Source organism: Mycobacterium sp. Dal123C01, assembly GCF_052566995.1.
This window is the reverse complement of the sequence record NZ_CP199580.1, coordinates 1,596,954-1,613,233: the sequence shown is the minus strand read 5'-3', so window position 1 is coordinate 1,613,233 and position 16,280 is coordinate 1,596,954. Positions and strand designations below refer to the sequence as shown.

General features: G+C 64.7%; 21 protein-coding genes. 10 read left to right on the top strand and 11 right to left on the bottom strand.

Features of this window, described 5'->3' with window-relative positions; genetic code table 11:
* Nucleotides 1-39: 39 nt before the first annotated feature.
* On the bottom strand, nt 40-1,344 hold the full coding sequence (locus tag ACTXG5_RS07720) for a serine hydrolase domain-containing protein (protein ID WP_445163116.1): 1,305 nt from the start codon (nt 1,342-1,344) through the stop codon (nt 40-42).
* A gap of 104 nt (nt 1,345-1,448) precedes the next feature.
* Entirely contained in the window at nt 1,449-1,616 is a 168-nt protein-coding gene (locus ACTXG5_RS07715) for a hypothetical protein (protein ID WP_445164637.1), read from the bottom strand.
* A gap of 172 nt (nt 1,617-1,788) precedes the next feature.
* Between ACTXG5_RS07715 and ACTXG5_RS07710 the strand changes: the two genes are divergently transcribed.
* The 4 genes from ACTXG5_RS07710 (at nt 1,789) to ACTXG5_RS07695 (ending at nt 4,456) form a co-directional block, all read left to right on the top strand.
* Entirely contained in the window at nt 1,789-1,962 is a 174-nt protein-coding gene (locus tag ACTXG5_RS07710) for a CsbD family protein (protein WP_445163115.1), read from the top strand.
* A gap of 155 nt (nt 1,963-2,117) precedes the next feature.
* Nucleotides 2,118-2,618, top strand: coding sequence for a nitroreductase/quinone reductase family protein (locus tag ACTXG5_RS07705; RefSeq protein WP_445163114.1), 501 nt, complete (start codon nt 2,118-2,120; stop codon nt 2,616-2,618).
* A 99-nt stretch (nt 2,619-2,717) separates the two neighbouring features.
* Nucleotides 2,718-3,416, top strand: a complete 699-nt coding sequence (locus ACTXG5_RS07700; RefSeq protein ID WP_445164307.1) for a cutinase family protein — start codon at nt 2,718-2,720, stop codon at nt 3,414-3,416.
* Nucleotides 3,417-3,469: 53 nt separating this feature from the next.
* Nucleotides 3,470-4,456: an NAD-dependent epimerase/dehydratase family protein gene (locus ACTXG5_RS07695; protein ID WP_445163113.1), complete on the top strand. Its 987-nt coding sequence runs from the start codon at nt 3,470-3,472 to the stop codon at nt 4,454-4,456.
* Here ACTXG5_RS07695 and ACTXG5_RS07690 read toward each other — a convergent pair.
* The 6 genes from ACTXG5_RS07690 to ACTXG5_RS07665 form a co-directional block, all read right to left on the bottom strand.
* Nucleotides 4,453-4,845, bottom strand: a complete 393-nt coding sequence (locus ACTXG5_RS07690; protein WP_445163112.1) for a hypothetical protein — start codon at nt 4,843-4,845, stop codon at nt 4,453-4,455. The two genes, ACTXG5_RS07695 and ACTXG5_RS07690, sit on opposite strands and share 4 nt — an antisense overlap.
* A 41-nt stretch (nt 4,846-4,886) precedes the next feature.
* Complete coding sequence (locus ACTXG5_RS07685; protein WP_445163111.1) at nt 4,887-5,273, bottom strand: PPOX class F420-dependent oxidoreductase; 387 nt, start codon at nt 5,271-5,273, stop codon at nt 4,887-4,889.
* A gap of 58 nt (nt 5,274-5,331) precedes the next feature.
* Nucleotides 5,332-5,679 carry a UBP-type zinc finger domain-containing protein gene (locus ACTXG5_RS07680; protein ID WP_445163110.1) on the bottom strand — a complete coding sequence of 116 codons (348 nt, stop codon included), beginning with the start codon at nt 5,677-5,679 and terminating at the stop codon, nt 5,332-5,334.
* Complete coding sequence (locus ACTXG5_RS07675) at nt 5,676-6,230, bottom strand: DoxX family protein (protein ID WP_445163109.1); 555 nt, start codon at nt 6,228-6,230, stop codon at nt 5,676-5,678. The genes ACTXG5_RS07680 and ACTXG5_RS07675 overlap by 4 nt, the downstream gene beginning before the upstream one ends.
* 94 nt (nt 6,231-6,324) lie before the next feature.
* Complete coding sequence (locus tag ACTXG5_RS07670; RefSeq protein WP_445163108.1) at nt 6,325-7,788, bottom strand: aldehyde dehydrogenase; 1,464 nt, start codon at nt 7,786-7,788, stop codon at nt 6,325-6,327.
* Between the two features lie 32 nt (nt 7,789-7,820).
* Nucleotides 7,821-8,531, bottom strand: coding sequence for an SDR family NAD(P)-dependent oxidoreductase (locus ACTXG5_RS07665; protein WP_445163107.1), 711 nt, complete (start codon nt 8,529-8,531; stop codon nt 7,821-7,823).
* A 76-nt stretch (nt 8,532-8,607) separates the two neighbouring features.
* On the opposite strand from ACTXG5_RS07665, the gene ACTXG5_RS07660 reads away from it, so the two are divergent.
* The 5 genes from ACTXG5_RS07660 (at nt 8,608) to ACTXG5_RS07640 (ending at nt 12,808) form a co-directional block, all read left to right on the top strand.
* Nucleotides 8,608-9,573, top strand: a complete 966-nt coding sequence (locus ACTXG5_RS07660; RefSeq protein WP_445163106.1) for a TIGR03621 family F420-dependent LLM class oxidoreductase — start codon at nt 8,608-8,610, stop codon at nt 9,571-9,573.
* A gap of 63 nt (nt 9,574-9,636) precedes the next feature.
* Nucleotides 9,637-10,524, top strand: a complete 888-nt coding sequence (locus tag ACTXG5_RS07655; protein ID WP_445163105.1) for an enoyl-CoA hydratase/isomerase family protein — start codon at nt 9,637-9,639, stop codon at nt 10,522-10,524.
* Nucleotides 10,521-11,846, top strand: coding sequence for an aromatic ring-hydroxylating oxygenase subunit alpha (locus ACTXG5_RS07650; protein WP_445163104.1), 1,326 nt, complete (start codon nt 10,521-10,523; stop codon nt 11,844-11,846). Before ACTXG5_RS07655 ends, ACTXG5_RS07650 begins: the two co-directional genes overlap by 4 nt.
* Before the next feature lie 5 nt (nt 11,847-11,851).
* Nucleotides 11,852-12,178 (top strand): hypothetical protein, encoded by a 327-nt coding sequence (locus tag ACTXG5_RS07645; protein ID WP_445164306.1) that lies wholly within the window; start codon nt 11,852-11,854, stop codon nt 12,176-12,178.
* A 60-nt stretch (nt 12,179-12,238) separates the two neighbouring features.
* Nucleotides 12,239-12,808, top strand: coding sequence for a TetR/AcrR family transcriptional regulator (locus tag ACTXG5_RS07640; protein ID WP_445164305.1), 570 nt, complete (start codon nt 12,239-12,241; stop codon nt 12,806-12,808).
* Between the two features lie 10 nt (nt 12,809-12,818).
* Here the strand turns inward: ACTXG5_RS07640 and ACTXG5_RS07635 are convergent, their stop codons facing one another.
* From ACTXG5_RS07635 to ACTXG5_RS07625, 3 genes are all read right to left on the bottom strand, one after another.
* Entirely contained in the window at nt 12,819-14,021 is a 1,203-nt protein-coding gene (locus tag ACTXG5_RS07635; protein ID WP_445163103.1) for a cytochrome P450, read from the bottom strand.
* Between the two features lie 12 nt (nt 14,022-14,033).
* The gene (locus ACTXG5_RS07630; RefSeq protein WP_445163102.1) at nt 14,034-14,867 is read right to left on the bottom strand and encodes a mycofactocin-coupled SDR family oxidoreductase; all 834 of its coding nucleotides are present in this window, start codon (nt 14,865-14,867) and stop codon (nt 14,034-14,036) included.
* 80 nt (nt 14,868-14,947) lie between these two features.
* A complete protein-coding gene (locus ACTXG5_RS07625; RefSeq protein WP_445163101.1) occupies nt 14,948-15,529 on the bottom strand; it encodes a TetR/AcrR family transcriptional regulator in 582 nt (193 codons plus the stop codon).
* A gap of 95 nt (nt 15,530-15,624) precedes the next feature.
* Between ACTXG5_RS07625 and ACTXG5_RS07620 the strand changes: the two genes are divergently transcribed.
* Nucleotides 15,625-16,179 (top strand): PaaI family thioesterase, encoded by a 555-nt coding sequence (locus tag ACTXG5_RS07620; RefSeq protein WP_445163100.1) that lies wholly within the window; start codon nt 15,625-15,627, stop codon nt 16,177-16,179.
* The last annotated feature ends 101 nt before the right edge of the window (nt 16,180-16,280 follow it).

The window sequence follows — 16,280 nt, the reverse complement described above, 5'->3', positions numbered from 1 at the left end:
GTCGTAGCGCGTCCGGCCTCCCGCTCAGGCGCCGAAGATCTAGCCCTGACCTGACGCCGCCCTGGCCGGCGCGGCCGTCCGTCGCCGGCCGGGCTTGGGATAGGTCGCGCCGAGCTGGGGCACCTCGATCGGTCCCTGATGACGGGCGGCCGCCATCGCGGAGCGCAACGGGCCGGCCAACCCGGCGAACGACCCCATGTCGAAGACCCGGGACGTCAGCAACCGGTTGTGCACGTATCCGAACGAGCCACCGACCTCGGGGTCGGCCCAACCGAGGGTTCCGCCCAGACCCACGTGCCCGAATCCGTGCAACAGGCCGGGCACCGGCGATTCGTGGTAGCCGAGGTGAAAAGGCATGGGCACCACCATGTTTGCGTCCGGCCACTTGATTCGCGCTTGCCCCGCCAGCCCGTGCGCCAATTCCGCGGACAGATACTTCTTGCCGTCGATGCGGCCGCCGTTGGCCAACACGGCATACATCTTGGCCAGCGCGCGGCCGGTCACCACACCGTTGGCCGCGGGGATCTCCCCGTCCAGGAACGGGGTGTCCCCCTGCATCAGGGACATGATCCCGGGGAAGTACATCGCGCCCAGCGCCCCCGAGTACCGCATATTGGCCACCCTCGGAGCGATGAAGTTGAGCACCGGGGTCGGCACAATTCTCTTCTGCGGCATCAGGATCTGCGCGGGCGTGGTGGGCGACCCTTCGGGTGGGCGGCCCAGATGCACGCCGTCGGTGTTGAGCGGCCGCGCGACCTCCTGGCGGATCAGCTCTCGCATGCCTTTGCCGGTGACCGCCCGGGCCAGCCCGGACAGCAGCCAGCCGTACGTCAGCGCGTGATAGGCCTGCACGCCCCGCAGGTGGTCGACGGGCGCCGCGGCCAGCCGGGTCTCCATGGCTATGTGGTCCATCAAATCCGTCTTGGTCACCCCACGCAGATGTGACAACCCGGCTCGATGCCGAAGCACGTCGCGAACCGTGATCTCTTCCTTGCCGTTGGCCGCGAAGTCGGGCCAGTACTCGGCGACCGGGTCGTCGTAGGACAACAAGCCCCGATCGGCCAGCCGATGGATCACCGTCGAGGCGACGCCCTTGGTTGCCGAGAACACCATCGCGCCGGTGTCGGCGGTCCAGGGCTCGGTGCCGTCCCGGTCCGCCCAACCCGTCCAGACATCGACGACGGGAACGCCGTCGACGTAGACGCTCAGCGCTCCTCCGCCGAGACGCCGTCCCGGGAATTGCTGGGCAAATTTCTGGACGACATTCGCGAAATGCGGATCGGCGGCCCCTGACACGCCATGAGGCAAGCCGTCGTCGGTGGTGAGCAAAGTCGACGGTGTCATTGTGCCCCCGGGCCGTGTACGCGGGCAGCGACCGCCGGAGCGGCTCCTCCCCGCTGAGGTGCCATTACGAAACCGAAGCTATCAGTCCAGCGGAGCCCTGAAGATCAATCGGGCAGATCGCCATCCGGGGGCTCCACGCGATCCGCACCGGGCAAAGGCCCTGGAGGCGGGTCGTTCAAGTACTTCCGCAGCCGCAGCAGCTGATTGATCACGATGCCGAGACCCAGCAGCATCAGCACTACGACTATCGCCACCACCGTTGCGGTGCTCATGAAGTCCATTGTGATCCATCCCATGCCGACCGAACCGTCTGGCTGTTTGCCAGGCGATAGCCGCCGCGAGATGCCCGTCGGGGTGGCGGCCCGATCCCGATCCAGGGTTTCGGAATCACCCGTGCGGGTAGCCGGACCGATAACAACATCATCCAAGAGGAAGCGGGAGCACATGAGCGCCGAAGACAAGATCAAGAACAAAATCGAGGACATCGGCGGCCGGGCGAAGGAAGCCATCGGCAAGGCCACCGGGGACGACGACACCAAGAACGAGGGCCGTGGCGATCAGGCCAAGTCCAGCCTGAAGGATGCCGGCGAAAAGGTGAAGGACGCCTTCAAGAAATAGCTCTCCTACTTGACCAGCAGGTTTACTGAAGACACCGGTAAACCTGCTGGTCGACTTTGTGCGGGCAGCAACAAGGACCAGCACCGCGCCGTGCGAGCAGCCGTGGGGTCCGCCGAAGACGCCCGGGTACCAGAAGATCGGATTATCGTCGTTTTATGCCGCTACCTATTGTCGACCCGACGCGCCACAGCACGGCGTTCAGGCGTGCCCTGACAAGGTTTGCTCGCAGTGAGCCGGGAAAGTTCCTCGCGCAGCGCGTCGCCGCGAAGACGGATCCGTGGCTGACCCGGGTTTCCGGTGGCAAGGTGTCCTGGGGAATGTTTGCTATACCGTCGGCGACCTTGACAACGACGGGCGCTAAATCGGGTCAGCCACGTCAGGCCCAAATCTCCTACTTCCACGACGGTCGCGACGCGATCGCGGTCGCCTCCAACTTCGGCGGCAACTCGCACCCGAGTTGGTACTACAACCTCCTAGCGCATCCCGAATGCGAATTGGGTGGAGACAACTTTCTTGCCGCCGAGGTCGCCGATCCGGTCGAACACGCGCGGCTCTATGGCCTCGCCGAACGGTCGTATCCCGGCTATAGCGACTATCGCGCCGCGACGGAGGCGATCGGCCGCCACATTCCGATATTGCGCCTGGCTCCCCGGTAGCGATTGAGAAATCAAGCTTTGGGCAATCCTTACCGCCACCTGCATCGAATACAGGTAACGGAAACTTCGACGCGCGGGATAAAGGTGAATGTTTTGAAGGTGATCAACAGTCGGGTGCGCAAGCTTGCGTCGGCCGGCGGAGCAGCCGCACTGTCGGCGACGGCTGTGCTGTTCAGCAGCCCCGCCCCGTCAGCAACCGCCGAGCCATGTCCCGACGTGGAGGTGGTGTTTGCTCGCGGCACCGCCGAACCGCCCGGTGTCGGCGGGGTTGGTGGGTCATTCGTCGACGCACTGCGCGGCCAGGTTGGCGGTCGCTCCGTTGCGGTGTACCCGATCAACTACCAGGCCAGCAGCGATTTCGGCAATCCCGATTTCGTGGGTACGTTCATCGACGGCATTCGCGACGCCACCTCTCACATCGAGTCGATGGCGGCGAACTGCCCCAAGACCCGGGAAGTGCTGGGCGGTTTCTCACAGGGCGCCGCTGTCGCCGGTTACGTGACCTCGGCGACCGTACCGACGGGCGTTTCCGCGGCATCAGTACCGAAGCCGATGCCGCCGGACGTCGCCAGCCACATCGCCGCCGTCACTCTCTTCGGCACACCGTCGGGCCAGTTCCTGGAGAAGTACGGCGCGCCCGCGATCGTTATCGGACCCATGTATCAACCCAAGACCCTCCAGCTGTGCGCGCCCGGTGATCCGATCTGCGGGGCCGGCAACGATCCCGGCGCCCACGGTGCTTATCCGATGAACGGCATGACGAGCCAAGCTGCCAGCTACGCAGCGAGTCACCTGTAGCAACGCAGGGCCCGGTTTGCCGCCGGGTCGACACGCCTTGCAGAATCGGCTCCGTGCGAATTCTGATAACAGGCGGTACTGGATTTGTGGGTGGGTGGACTGCCAAGGTCATCGCCGACGCGGGGCATTCGGTTCGGTTCCTGGTGCGCAATCCCGATCGGCTACAGACCTCCGTCGCCAAGCTGGGCGTCGACGTATCGGATTTCTCCGTAGGGGACATCATCGATCGCGTCTCGGTGCGGGAAGCGTTGCAGGGATGCGACGCGGTCGTGCACAGCGCCGCGCTGGTGGCTACCGATCCGCGTCAGACCAACGAGATGCTGACCACGAATATGCAGGGCGCTCAAAACGTGCTCGGTCAAGCGGTCGAACTCGGCCTGGACCCGATCGTGCACGTCTCGAGCTTCACCGCGCTGTTTCATCCCAACTTGGAGACGATGACGGCGGATCTTCCGGTGGTCGGCGGGGCCGACGGCTACGGAACATCCAAGGCACAGGTCGACATCTACGCCCGCGGCCTGCAGGACGCCGGCGCACCGGTGAACATCACCTACCCCGGCATGGTCATGGGGCCGCCCGTCGGCAACCGATACGGCGAGGTCGGCGAGGGCGTGCGGGCGGCGTTGCAGATGCACGTGATCCCGGGGCGCAGCGGGGGATGGCTGATCGTTGACGTCCGCGATCTGGCCGCGCTGCACGCCGCGTTGTTGGAGCCCGGCCGCGGACCGCGCCGCTACACCGCGGGCGGCCACCGGGTTCCCGCGGCCGAACTCGCCGACATACTCGGCCAAGCCGCCGACACCCCGATGGTCGCCGTTCCGATTCCCGACACCGCGCTGCGCGTCGCGGGGGCGGTGCTGGATCGGGCGGGGCGGTTTCTGCCCTTCGATACGCCGTTCACCTCGGCGGGAATGCAGTACTACACGCAGATGCCGGCATCCGATGATTCGCCCAGCGAGAAAGAGCTGGGCATCACCTATCGAGACCCGCGCGAAACCGTGGCCGACACGATTGACGCCCTGCGGAGCGCCGGCAGCTAGGGCCGGCTGCTCTTTCCGAGGCTGCGAACGAAACCGCGCACGCCCGCGCCGACGAACGGCACGGGCGCGAGCGTGGCGATCAGCGCGCTCTTGGTACCGACCAGGGGCCTGCTGCGCAGCCCAAGCAGCAAGTCGGCGCTATCGCTGACCAAACCCACAGCGGCCCAGCGCCGAAACTCGCCGTCGCCACCGCGCAACCACGCGGCACAGGCACCCGACCCGATGACCACGTCCCGAATCCCGATCGTTTGCATCAACAGCGTCTCGGTGCCCGACTCGGGCTTGAAAAACCGATCCGGCGCGAAGAGCATTGCGGCTCCGACTCCGACGCGGGCCGCCGCGACCAATGCCAAGATCGACGACGACGCCCGGGTCGGTTCGTGTGCCACGGGTCAACCCTAACCGCGGCGTGGTGCGCCGGGAAGCGTTGCTAAGCGGCCGGTTTGATCTCGAGGCCGACGTGGACCTTGTCGATACCGCCACGGACGATCGAGTGCACGTAGAACCACGGCGCGTGATACCAATACCGCTTGAGCACCGCGTTGTAGACGCGTCGGGTCTCCGACTTTGGCAGCACCCGGGCAACGCCTTCGACCTCTTCGCTCAGGGGCTTGCCCAATACTCCGCTCTTGCCGATCGTCACCCTGGGCGTGTTGTTGATCCGCTTGGTCTTCCACGACCCGTCATCGGTGATGACCAGAAGCTTGTCCCCCTCGGGCACACCCCAGATCGGTGTCGGCTTGGGACGGCCGTCCTTCGTGAACGTCGTCAACAGCAGGTATTTGGATGAGATGACGTCCTGGAAACTGGGAGCCACGCGTGTTCCTTGTCTGTGGATGGTTCCCACAGCAATTCCCCGATGGCGCGACTCCCAATCAATGCAGCTGCCGTTGCCAGTCGGCGGGGAGACGCTCGGCGGGTCCGGGCACCGACTGGTCAAGCGGATGATGGTCCGGCGGCGCAAGCGGCGGGCCGTCGTAGAACTGCTGGTCCCGGTAGTCGTAGAACCACTCTTCGCCGGGTTCGAAACTGGCGATCAGCGGGTGCTTGGCGGCGTCGGCGTGGCCCGTGGCGTGCTGGCCCGGCGATTGGTCGCAGCAGCCGATGTGGCCGCATTGGGCGCACCGGCGTAGGTGAAACCACCAGCCCTGGTGTTGCTCGCACTCCACACACCCGGCCCCGCTGGGCGAGACGGTGGTGTCGATACCTGTCTGATCGCTCACTCAGGCTCCCGGTGTCGCATTCGCGCCACCAGTGCATCCATCGACCATGGTCCCGGCCCGACGATCAGCAAGAAGGTGACGCTCATCAGCTGCGCATACTCCGAGCGGATCTCATGCAATACCGCCCACAGGCCAGTCTTAGGCGGAGCCGGCGGTAAAGGCAAGGGCGAGGTTCCGAGGTACATCGCTATCTTCGTCGACAACATCGCCACCAACATCTCCACGATGAAGGGCACCGTGATCAGCCGGGTGAAAAGGCCGGAGATCACCAGGATCCCACCCACGATCTCGAGCAGCGCGACAAACGTCGCCATCGTCTCCGGGAAGGGAATGCCGATCAGGGCGAACCGTCCCCCGCCCTGATTGTGGTAGACGAACTTCAGGATGCCCTCCCACAAGAACACGCCTCCCGCCATCAGGCGGATCAGGACGATCGCCGCGGGCCCACCGACGGGCGGCTGGATAAACCACCGCCAAAGTCTGCCCACCGATTGATCGGGCGCAGTGAGCAGGCGGGTCGGTGGCGGTTGTACAGCTTCTCGCAAGGTCATGGCCGCTTCTTTCTGGATGCAGGAGCACACGTCGCATCTAGATAGGGCCGCCGGTTACGGTGCGCGCGGCGTGGCCCAGCCACCCCGCCCTTCGTTAACCAGGCGCCGCGGCCGAAATCGATTGGCTGACGGTATAACTGTCGATTCCCTCGCTGCCGAGTTCACGGCCATATCCGCTGTTTTTGACACCGCCGAACGGTGCCGCGGGGTCCATGATGTAGCCCTCGTTGACGCCAAAGGTGCCGGACCGCACCCGGGACGCGACGTCGTACCCGCGGTCGACGTCGGCGGTGAACACCGAACCGGCCAGCCCGTACTCGGAGTCGTTGGCGACCCGGATCGCCTCATCCTCGTCACGGTAGGAAATGACCGTCAGCACCGGGCCGAAGATCTCCTCACGCGCGATCCGCATCTCGTTGTTCGCCTCGCTGAACAGTGTCGGCCGCACATACCAGCCGGTGTCGAGACCGTCGGGCATGTCAGCGCCGCCGGTAACCAGCCGCGCCCCTTCGCTTTTGCCCGATTCGATGTAACCGCGGACCCGCTCCTGTTGGCGCTGGGCCACCAGCGGACCGATCTGGGTATTGGGATCGGCCGGGTCGCCGACGGTCATCGCCGCCATCCCCGCTGCCAACGCGTCGACGAACTCGTCCTTGCGTTTCTCCGGTACCAGGATCCGGCTCAGCGCATTGCAGACCTGCCCACTGTTGGCGAGGCTGGCCATCTGAATTCCGGTCGCGACGGACGCGGGATCGGCGGCGTCGAGCACGATGGCCGCCGACTTTCCGCCCAGTTCAAGGCTCACCTGCTTCAGCCCCTCGGCGCAGGCAAGGGCGACTTGGCGCCCGGCCGCCGTGGAGCCGGTGAACGAGACCTTGTCGACGCCGGGATGGCGCACCAGGCGCTCGCCGACGTCACGACCCCCGGGCAGCACATTGAACACGCCTGGCGGAAGGTCGGCTGCCGCAACCAGATCGGCGAGCAGCTGCGCGTCGAGCACCGATTCGGGCGCGGGCTTGAGCACCACCGAGCAGCCGGCCAGCAGCGCCGGCACCACCTTGGTGACGGTGAGGAACTGCGGCATGTTCCACGGCACCACCGCGGCGACGACGCCCACCGGTTGCTTGCGGATCCGGATGTTCTTGCCGTACAGCCCGGGACGCTCCTCGCACCATTCGTAGTCGGCCGCGAAGTTACAGAACGCCGACATCATGGTCAGCGGCAGCCGAACCTGCGCCATTTTGGCGAAGGTGATGGGAGCACCGATCTCGGCCGAGATCAGAGCGGCCATATCGGCCCGCCGCTCCTTGTAGATACCGGCCAGCCGGGCGATTGCCTCGATCCGTTCCGCCGGTTGCATGTTTGGCCACGGTCCGGTGTCGAAAGCCGCCCGGGCGGCTTCGACCGCGCGGTCGACGTCGGCAGGTCCCGCGCACACCGCGTGGCCGATGACGGTCGCACTGTGCGGGGATAGCACCGAGATGGCGCCGGGCGAATCCTGGCCCGAAGCCGGGCCTGCCCACTTCCCGTCGATGAAGAGTTGGTCCCTGTCGTACATCAAACTCCTTGTTTCTCTTGGGATCTGGCCCGTCAGGTGTTGCGACCGCCGTTCACGCCAAGAATCTGTCCGGTGATGTACCCGGCCTCCTCGGAGGCAAAGAACGCACACGCGGCGGCGATATCCTCGGGCTTGCCCACCCGGCGAACCGGCGTGCGGTTGATGTGATCCTCCACGGTTCCGCCGAGTAGGTGCCGACTCTCGGCGCTGCGCAGCATCGGCGTGTCAATGAATCCCGGTGGCACGGCGTTGACGGTGATCCCGCTCGGGCCGTACTCGAGCGCAAGCGACTTAGTCAGGCCGTTCACCGCGGACTTCGCCGCCACGTAGTGAGCCATGAACGGCTGGCCGGAATGCGTGCTGGACGACGAGATGTTGACGATGCGCCCCCAGCCCGCCTCGACCATGTCGGGCAGTGCGGCCTGAATCGTGTTGAAGACACCGTTCAGGTTGACGTCGATCACCTTCGACCAGTCCTGAAACGACATGCTCAAGAACTTCTTGAAGCCTTCCACCCCGGCGGCGTTGACCAGCACCAGGATCGGGCCGAGCGCGTCACGGATGGCCGACATCGCGGCGTCCACCTGAGCACGGTCGGTGACATCGGCGACGTGCCCGAACCCGTCGTCGGTGGGCGTGAGATCGAGAACGGCCACGCTAAATCCGTCACTGCGCAGCCTCTCGGCGACGGCGCGGCCAATTCCCGAGGCACCGCCCGTCACGACCGCTGTCTTCGCGCTCAAGCGTCCACCTTTCCTGAGCGATCGCTCAAACGGTTGGCTTCACATCTATCACCCGGTATCGATTACGGTCAAGCTTATGGACCGGCCGCCGTTTCGCTTCGGAGTGCAAGCGACCAACGCCACCGGCGGGCGCCAGTGGCGCGATACCGTCCGAAAAATCGAAGATCTCGGCTATTCAACGCTTTTCCTTGCCGATCATTACCTGGGCCCGGGCCCCGCGCAGCGCGCCGCGCGCACCCCTCGCCAAGACCTGGCTCCAATCGCGGCGATGGCGGCAGCCGCGGCCCACAGCGAAACGTTGCGCATTGGCTGCCGGGTGTTTTGCGTGGACTATCACGTGCCGGCGGTACTGGCCAAGGAAGCCGCGACACTTGATCTGCTCTCCGACGGCCGGCTGGAGTTCGGTATCGGGGCCGGCTGGAGCGAAGTCGAATACACCGCGATGGGCCTCGAATTCGACCGTCCGGGGCGCCGCATTGCCAAGCTGGCCGAGGTGGTCTCGCTGATTAAGGCCCATTGGCAGGGCGACGAATTGGATTACACGGGCGAGTTCGTTCGGGTGAGCGGGTACGCGGGACGGCCGCGGCCGGTGCAACGGCCGCATCCACCGATCATGATCGGCGGCAGTGGCCAGCGTGTGCTCTCGCTCGCCGGCCGCGAGGCCGACATCGTCAGCATCTCCAGCGTGCCATTCGCGGCGCGCGACGCCGACGGACTTGACCCACAGTCGGTCGCCCAGCGCCGAATCGGCTTCGTACGCGCCGCCGCCGGAGAGCGCTATCGCGATCTCGACGTCGAGAGTTCTCCGTACTTCACCGAAATCACCGACGATGCCGAGACCGCGTTGGCCGGCATTGGGAAAACGAGCGGCATCTCGGCCGACGTGCTGCGCAACCATCCCAATGTTCTGATCGGCTCGCCGGAAAGCGTTGGGGAATTGCTGCGTTCGCGCCGGGAAAGCCTCGGCGTCAACTACGTCACGGTGCAGCAGTCGCAGATCGAATCGTTCGCTCCCGTGGTGGCCCTCTTACACGGTCGCTGAGCCTTGACCGCTGCTGGCTGAGATGCAATATTTGGGCGATCGCTCAAGTGAACGGATTGCTCTATGGCAAAGCGGACGAGATTTAGCGAATACCACGATCGGTATGCGAACTACCGGTTCGAGCTCACCGACGACGGAATCTTGTTCATGCAATGCCACACCAATGGCGGCAGCCTGGTGTGGGACTGGCGGGCACACGACCAGTTGTCCGACGCGTTCGCCGACATCGCCGGAGACCGTGAGATCAAGGTGCTCATCCACACCGGCACCGGCGAGAACTACAATGCCAACTGGGGACGGATGCCCAACGGTGACCCCGTCGAGAAGCCCGACTATCTACTCATGCCCGGCACTCGCGGCCTGCTCAAGCTGGACGAAAAAGCTTGGTATGCAAGGCACCTGATCACCAACGTGCTCGACGTCGATGTTCCGATGATCAGCGCCGTCAACGGTCCGTGCAACATGCACTCCGAGGTGCCGTTGCTCGGCGACATCGTCCTGGCATCCGAAGACGCCTACTTCCAGGATGCCTCGCACTTCCCCCGCGGCCAGGTACCCGGCGACGGCCAACACGTCATCTGGAGCTTTCTGGCCGGCCACACCCGCGCCCGCTATTTCCTGTTGACCGGCATGAAGCTCGGCGCGCAGGAGGCCAAGGAGTGGGGCGTGGTGAACGAGGTGCTGCCGAAAGACAAGTTGCTCGATCGGGCTTGGGAGCTCGCCCGCGAATTGGTCAAGCGCCCGCCGCTGACGCTGCGTTACTCGCGCCAGCTGTTCACCAACCCGCTCAAGCGGGCATTCCTGGACGAACTCGGCCACGGTCTGGCGCGGGAAACCTATGCCCAACGGGCCTTCTTCCCGTTCGGCGGCGAGATGGCGCCGCTGGATCGGGCCTGGGATCAAGAACCCTGGTCCAATGGTGCACCGGCGCAGGAAGGAGTCCCCTCGTGACCAGTATTCAGCAACGATTGTCGACCGGCAGGGGCAAGTTCACCACCGACTATCCCGAGCTGGGTACCGGCCCGGTCAACTATGAGGATTCGATCTCCGAGGAGTTCTTCGCCGCCGAACGCAAGGCCGTCTTCGAGCGGAATTGGTTGTGCGTCGGGCGGATTGAACGCCTACCCCGCAAGGGCTCGTACTTTACCCGGGAGCTGCCCGGCCGCCTGGCTTCGATCGTGATCGCCCGCGACCGGGACGACACCGTGCACGCCTTCCACAACGTGTGCGCCCACCGCGGCAACAAGGTGGTTTGGCAGGAGCACCCCGGCGAGGAGTCATCGGGCACCTGTCGCGCATTCTCCTGCAAGTACCACGGTTGGCGCTACGGGCTGGACGGCAAGGTCAACCACATCACCAACGAGGAGGAGTTCTTCAACCTCGACAAGAACTCCCTGCGGATGCCCCCGGTGCACTGCGAGGTGTGGGCGGGCTTCATCTTCGTCAACCTCGCCTGCAAACCGGGACAAGTCCCGGTGCCGCTGCGCAGCTTTCTCGGCGACGGACTGTTGGGGATCGAGGCTTATCCGTTCGACAAGATGACGCAGCACTACGGATTTTCCACTCGAATCAAAGGCAATTGGAAGCTGGCCGTCGACTCGGTATGCGAGTGGTATCACCCGCCGTACGTGCACGGTCGCTTCATCGACCCCGATGTCTCCAAAGCCGAGAAGATGGTACCGCCCGTCGACGCCTACCACTACGAGCTGTTCCGACCGCACATGCTCACCTCTGTTCCCGGGCCGCCGCCGCTGCCGCCGCGCGAGCCGGGCACCGCGGGACCTGCGCGCCAAGACCAGCGCTGGGTCTACAAACTTTTCCGCGCCGGACTTTTCGGGCCCGACGACGTTCCCGATATCGGACTCGAAGATGGGGGCCTGGGCGAGTCCGGGTTTCTCAACCGTGGCGACATCGCATCGTGGGGCAACGACCAATTCTGGGTCTTTCCGAACATTTCGATCCAGATCTGGGCGCGTAACTACTACATCACCTACACCTACTGGCCGGAGACCGTCGACTCGCACATCTACGAGATCGACATGTACTTCGTACCGCCGTCGAATGCGACCGAACGCCTGGCGCAGGAGTTGGTGGTCGACAGCACGATCGAGTTCGCGATGCAGGACGTGAACACCATCGAAGCGACGCACTCGGCGCTAAAGACGCGGGCGCAGAACACCTTCCACCTCAGCGATCAGGAGCTGCTCATCCGCCAATTCCACACGGTCGTCCGTGACACGGTCGATGCCTACCAATCCGGGGAGTCGTCGTGACCAACCTGGCACTGCCGAAAGGGTTCGCCGACCTCGAACCGTTCGTCGCCGATTGGGCGTTGCCGACCCGGGCGCAACGCTACGAGGCGCGGCTGTCGAAGCCCTACGACGAACTCGTCAGGTTCTACGACGCCATCGCCCCGCGGGCCGAGGAAGCGATCGCCCAGCTGAATGGCCTCGACATCAACGAGTTGCCCGCGGATGCCGAACGGCTGCTGCACCTGCTGTATTCGATGATTCTGGTCTCCTACTCGGTCAATGTGTTCAAGCAGAACCGCATTCCAGATTCCGGTGCCGCGTTCTTCGACATGGTCGCTGAACCCGCGGTGTGATATGACCACACTGTGACCGCATCCGAGCGACCGAAGGCACGCGACTCGACGACGCGCGACATGCTGGTGGCCGCGACGAGTCAGATCATGGTCGAGGAGGGTTACGCCGCGGCCACCTCGCGACGGGTGGCTGCCAAGGCTGGTGTCAAGCCGGCGTTGGTGCATTACTACTTCCCGACGATGGACGACCTATACCTGGCCGTGTTCCGCCTCGGCGCCGCGGGGTATTTAGAGAGTCAGCAGAAGGCTTTGGCCTCCGACCGCCCACTGCACGCCTTCTGGGATACCCTGATCGCGCCCAAGGACACCCGGTTGCTGCTGGAGTTCATGGGACTTGCCAACCACCGCAAGGAGATCCAGGCCGAAATTGCAGCCTGGTCGGAGCGGTGGCGCGAAATGCAGATCACCGCACTGAATTTCATCGTCCGCGAACATGACCTCGACGCAAACGAATACCCACCCGCGGGACTCGCCGTTGTCATCGCCGCGATCGGACGCACCCTGATTTTAGAGGAGGGGCTAGGCTCCTCTGGAGGCCACGAGGCGGCCGTCGCGCTGGTCAACCGATTCCTGGATCGGTTTGAGATGCCGGAACCGAGAGCACGCCGAGACCGCGGCGCGCGGGGCTGACCGAATCTGGTCAGGGCAGCACAACCCGCAGTCGCTCCCAGCCGCGCACCGTTGAGGTCGATGCGAGTTGCGCTGTGTCGTAGTCGATATCCCATTCGGGCCACCGGTTGAGGATCTCGTCCAGCGCGACGCGCCCCTCCAGCCGGGCCAGGTTGGCGCCGAGGCAGTAATGCACACCCTTTCCGAAGGTGATGTGCGAGATGTTGTCGCGACGGACGTTGTAGGTGTCCGGATCGGTGTATCGGCGGGGGTCGCGGTTAGCGGCGCCAAAGAGCAGCAGCATGGCGCTGCCGGCCGGAACCGTGGTGCCGTAGCACTCGAAATCCTTTGTCATCCAACGTGCCACGTGGGGCCCCGTCGGCTCGAACCGCAGTGTCTCATCGATGGTGCGGTTCAGCAGCGAACGATCCTGATGGATCTCGCGGCGCTGGTCGGGGTTTTCGGCGAGCACCTTAGCCAGCCACCCGATCAGCCGGCCGGTGGTCTCGTTGCCAGCACCGGCGACCACCTGCGTGTAGTGCAGCACCTCTTTGCGGGTCAGCTTTCGGTGCACGCCTTGCTCGTCGTCGAATTCGACGTTGAGCAGTGTTGTCATCAGATCGTCGGATGGGTTCTGCGATCGCCATTCGACGTAGTCGGCATAGATCCGGCCGTCGGCGATGGAGTCGGCGTTGGCGACCTTGAGCGGCGCTCCCGGTTTGGTACGCAGGTTGGCATCATTGGCGTCGCGAACCGAGATCTGTTCGGACTCGGGGATTCCCAACAGCATGCCGATTACCCGCATAGGCATCATCGACGCGAGCTCGGCGATGATGTCGAACTCCGAAGACCCGACGTGTGGGTCCAGGCAGCGGATGCAGTAGCGCCGGATCTGGTCCTCGATCTCAGCCATCCGGCGCGGCGTGAACACTCGCGACATCAGCCCGCGCAGCATCGTGTGTTCGGGCGGGTCCTGAAACATCATGACGCCACGGGGCATATCGAATTTCGACTGGACCAGCTCGAGAATGTCGCTGCGACGGTTCGAGAATGTCTCCCAGTTGGCCAGTCCGCGTTCGACGTCGGAATGCCTTGATACCGCCCAGAAGTCGTACCGCTCGTTGTAGTAGAGCGGGGCCTCCTCACGCAGCCGCGCGTACGTCGGATACGGGTCGGTGTTGATCCCGACGTCGTAGGGGTCGTAGTAGACCTCGGTGTCGTTGGTGACAGTCATCGATGCTTTCCCTTACTTCAGGCAGCTGCCGGCATCCACCGGCAGCGCCACCCCGGTGATGTAGCGCGCTTCGTCGGAAGCCAGGAACAGCACTGCGTTGCTGATGTCTTCGGGGGTCACCCACGGGATCGGCAGTACGTGAAAGCTCTGACACACCGGCGCGAGGTCGTCGGGCCCGGGGTTTTCCAGTTCGGGTCGAAAGGCATGGTAGGTCGCGTCGTTCATCAGCAGCGGCGAGCTCACGTGCGTCGGCAGGACGGCGTTGACCCTGATCATGCGCTGGCCCAGTTCGACGGCGAACGCCCGCATCAGGCCGATGACGCCGTGCTTGGCAGCGACGTAGTGGCCTACGTGCGGGTAGGCCTTATTGCCGGCCACCGAGGACGTCAGTATGATCGCGCCGCCGTGGTCTCCGGCCAGCACATGCGGTACTCCGGCTTTCACGGTTTTCCACACCCCGCTGAGGTTGACGTCGATCATCTCTTGCCACAGTGCCTCTTTGGCCTTGTGTAGCTTGCCCGCGGTCGTGCCGATTCCTGCGTTCGCGACGATGACGTCAAGGCGCCCGAGCTGTTCGACGCCGCTGTCCACGGCGGCCTTCAGTGCGGCGAAATCACGCACGTCGACTTCGGCGGTCACGACACGGCCCCCGGCGTCCTTGACCATCCCCGCGGTGATGTCGAGGTCTTCCGGTGTCGCACCATCCGCGGGGGAATTCTGGAAGTCCCGGCAGATGTCGACCGCAATGATGTCGGCGCCCTCCTGCGCGAGCCGCACCGCGTGGCTTCTGCCCTGCCCGCGCGCCGCGCCGGTCACGAATGCGACTTTGCCGTCCATCCGGCCCATGGCAACCTCCACCGAGTCCTGTTTGGGCGATCGCTCAAATTGTGGCGCAGGCCATGTCTAGCAGCCCCGGGACGAGGTAGTCAAGAGTTCAGCGAGGCGTCGATCAGCGTGGCTGCGGCCGCACGGGCATGCACGACCGGCGCGGTGTCGTTGAGCGACGTCGCCATCGCGGTCGAGCCTTCGAATAACACGGCCAGCTGCTGGCCCAGCAGATGGGGATCGGCGGCGCCGGCTTCTTGCGCGACGGCGATCAGGCGACCGGTGAAGTGTTGTTTGTGAGCCCGCACGATCTCGTCGGTGCTCGGCAGCGACCCGGCGGATTCCACGGCCGCATTGTGAAAGGGGCAGCCCCGTAGTACTTCTCGTCGCGACATCTCGAAGATGGCCAGCAGGCGGTCCCGGGCAGACAGCGTGGTGTCGTCCAGGCGCCGCTCACTGCGCGGGCCGCCGCGCGCGTCCGTGCCGCGCAGGTAGCTGTCCACGAGGTCGTTCTTGCTGGGGAAGTGCTGGTAGAGGGTGCGTTTGGACACGTTGGACTCTTGGGCAATGAGCTCGACACCGGTCGCGTGAATTCCGTTGCGATAGAAGAGCTGGGCCGCGGCGCGCTCGATCCGCTCCCGCGCCCCGCGTCCGCCGGATGGACGCGTCGTCAGTTCGGCCATTCCTTCAAGATACACCGATCGGTTTACAACCGCCGAAAGTATGGCTATGTTGGCCGCAGTAAGTAAACCGATCAGTTTCCCCCTGGAGGCAATGCATGACAATTTCCCGCGACATGCGCAGTGATGCCACCGAGTCCCTGAGCTCCGCGGGGTGGGGCGCAGAGCAGTCGCGGTTGGTCACCTGGCGCGACCCGATCACGACACAAACCACATCGGCGTCGATGTCCGGTCTCTCGTACTGGAGGGCGGTCGCCGACGGACACCTGCCACCGCCACCGATCAGCGAGCTGCTGCGGATGCGCGTAGTTGACGCCGAAGACGGCCAGATCACCTTCAGCTGCACACCGGACGCCTCGATGTACAACACCCTTGGCATCGTGCACGGCGGCGCCGTGTGCACCCTGCTGGACACAGTCACCGGCTGCGCGCTGCACACCACCTTGTCCGCAGGCGTCGGATACAGCACCGTCGAAATCAAGGTCAATTACCTCAAGACGGTCACTGTTGCCAGCGGGATGCTGACCGCAGTCGGCACCGTCGTGAAAACGGGTTCGCGGATCGGGTTCACCGAGGCGAAGGTCAGCGACGCTTCGGGGAAGCTCGTGGCCACCGCGAGCAGCACCCTGGTGATCTTCGAGTTGCGGCGATGAACGCCCCCGTCCTGGTAGTCGGCGCAATCGCCCGGCACGGCGGCACCGGAACAACCGTGGTGAACCCCACGGCCAGTACGAGGAGGACGCCGCCGTCAGAT

What these genes read in the sequence shown, in the direction of transcription:
- ACTXG5_RS07720 (WP_445163116.1), bottom strand. Translation starts at nt 1,344, where the DNA reads ATGACACCGTCGACTTTGCTCACCACCGACGACGGCTTGCCTCATGGC.
- ACTXG5_RS07715 (WP_445164637.1), bottom strand. Translation starts at nt 1,616, where the DNA reads ATGAGCACCGCAACGGTGGTGGCGATAGTCGTAGTGCTGATGCTGCTG.
- ACTXG5_RS07710 (WP_445163115.1), top strand. Translation starts at nt 1,789, where the DNA reads ATGAGCGCCGAAGACAAGATCAAGAACAAAATCGAGGACATCGGCGGC.
- ACTXG5_RS07705 (WP_445163114.1), top strand. Translation starts at nt 2,118, where the DNA reads ATGCCGCTACCTATTGTCGACCCGACGCGCCACAGCACGGCGTTCAGG.
- ACTXG5_RS07675 (WP_445163109.1), bottom strand. Translation starts at nt 6,230, where the DNA reads ATGACCTTGCGAGAAGCTGTACAACCGCCACCGACCCGCCTGCTCACT.
- ACTXG5_RS07670 (WP_445163108.1), bottom strand. Translation starts at nt 7,788, where the DNA reads ATGTACGACAGGGACCAACTCTTCATCGACGGGAAGTGGGCAGGCCCG.
- ACTXG5_RS07660 (WP_445163106.1), top strand. Translation starts at nt 8,608, where the DNA reads ATGGACCGGCCGCCGTTTCGCTTCGGAGTGCAAGCGACCAACGCCACC.
- ACTXG5_RS07655 (WP_445163105.1), top strand. Translation starts at nt 9,637, where the DNA reads ATGGCAAAGCGGACGAGATTTAGCGAATACCACGATCGGTATGCGAAC.
- ACTXG5_RS07640 (WP_445164305.1), top strand. Translation starts at nt 12,239, where the DNA reads ATGCTGGTGGCCGCGACGAGTCAGATCATGGTCGAGGAGGGTTACGCC.
- ACTXG5_RS07635 (WP_445163103.1), bottom strand. Translation starts at nt 14,021, where the DNA reads ATGACTGTCACCAACGACACCGAGGTCTACTACGACCCCTACGACGTC.
- ACTXG5_RS07630 (WP_445163102.1), bottom strand. Translation starts at nt 14,867, where the DNA reads ATGGGCCGGATGGACGGCAAAGTCGCATTCGTGACCGGCGCGGCGCGC.
- ACTXG5_RS07625 (WP_445163101.1), bottom strand. Translation starts at nt 15,529, where the DNA reads ATGGCCGAACTGACGACGCGTCCATCCGGCGGACGCGGGGCGCGGGAG.
- ACTXG5_RS07620 (WP_445163100.1), top strand. Translation starts at nt 15,625, where the DNA reads ATGACAATTTCCCGCGACATGCGCAGTGATGCCACCGAGTCCCTGAGC.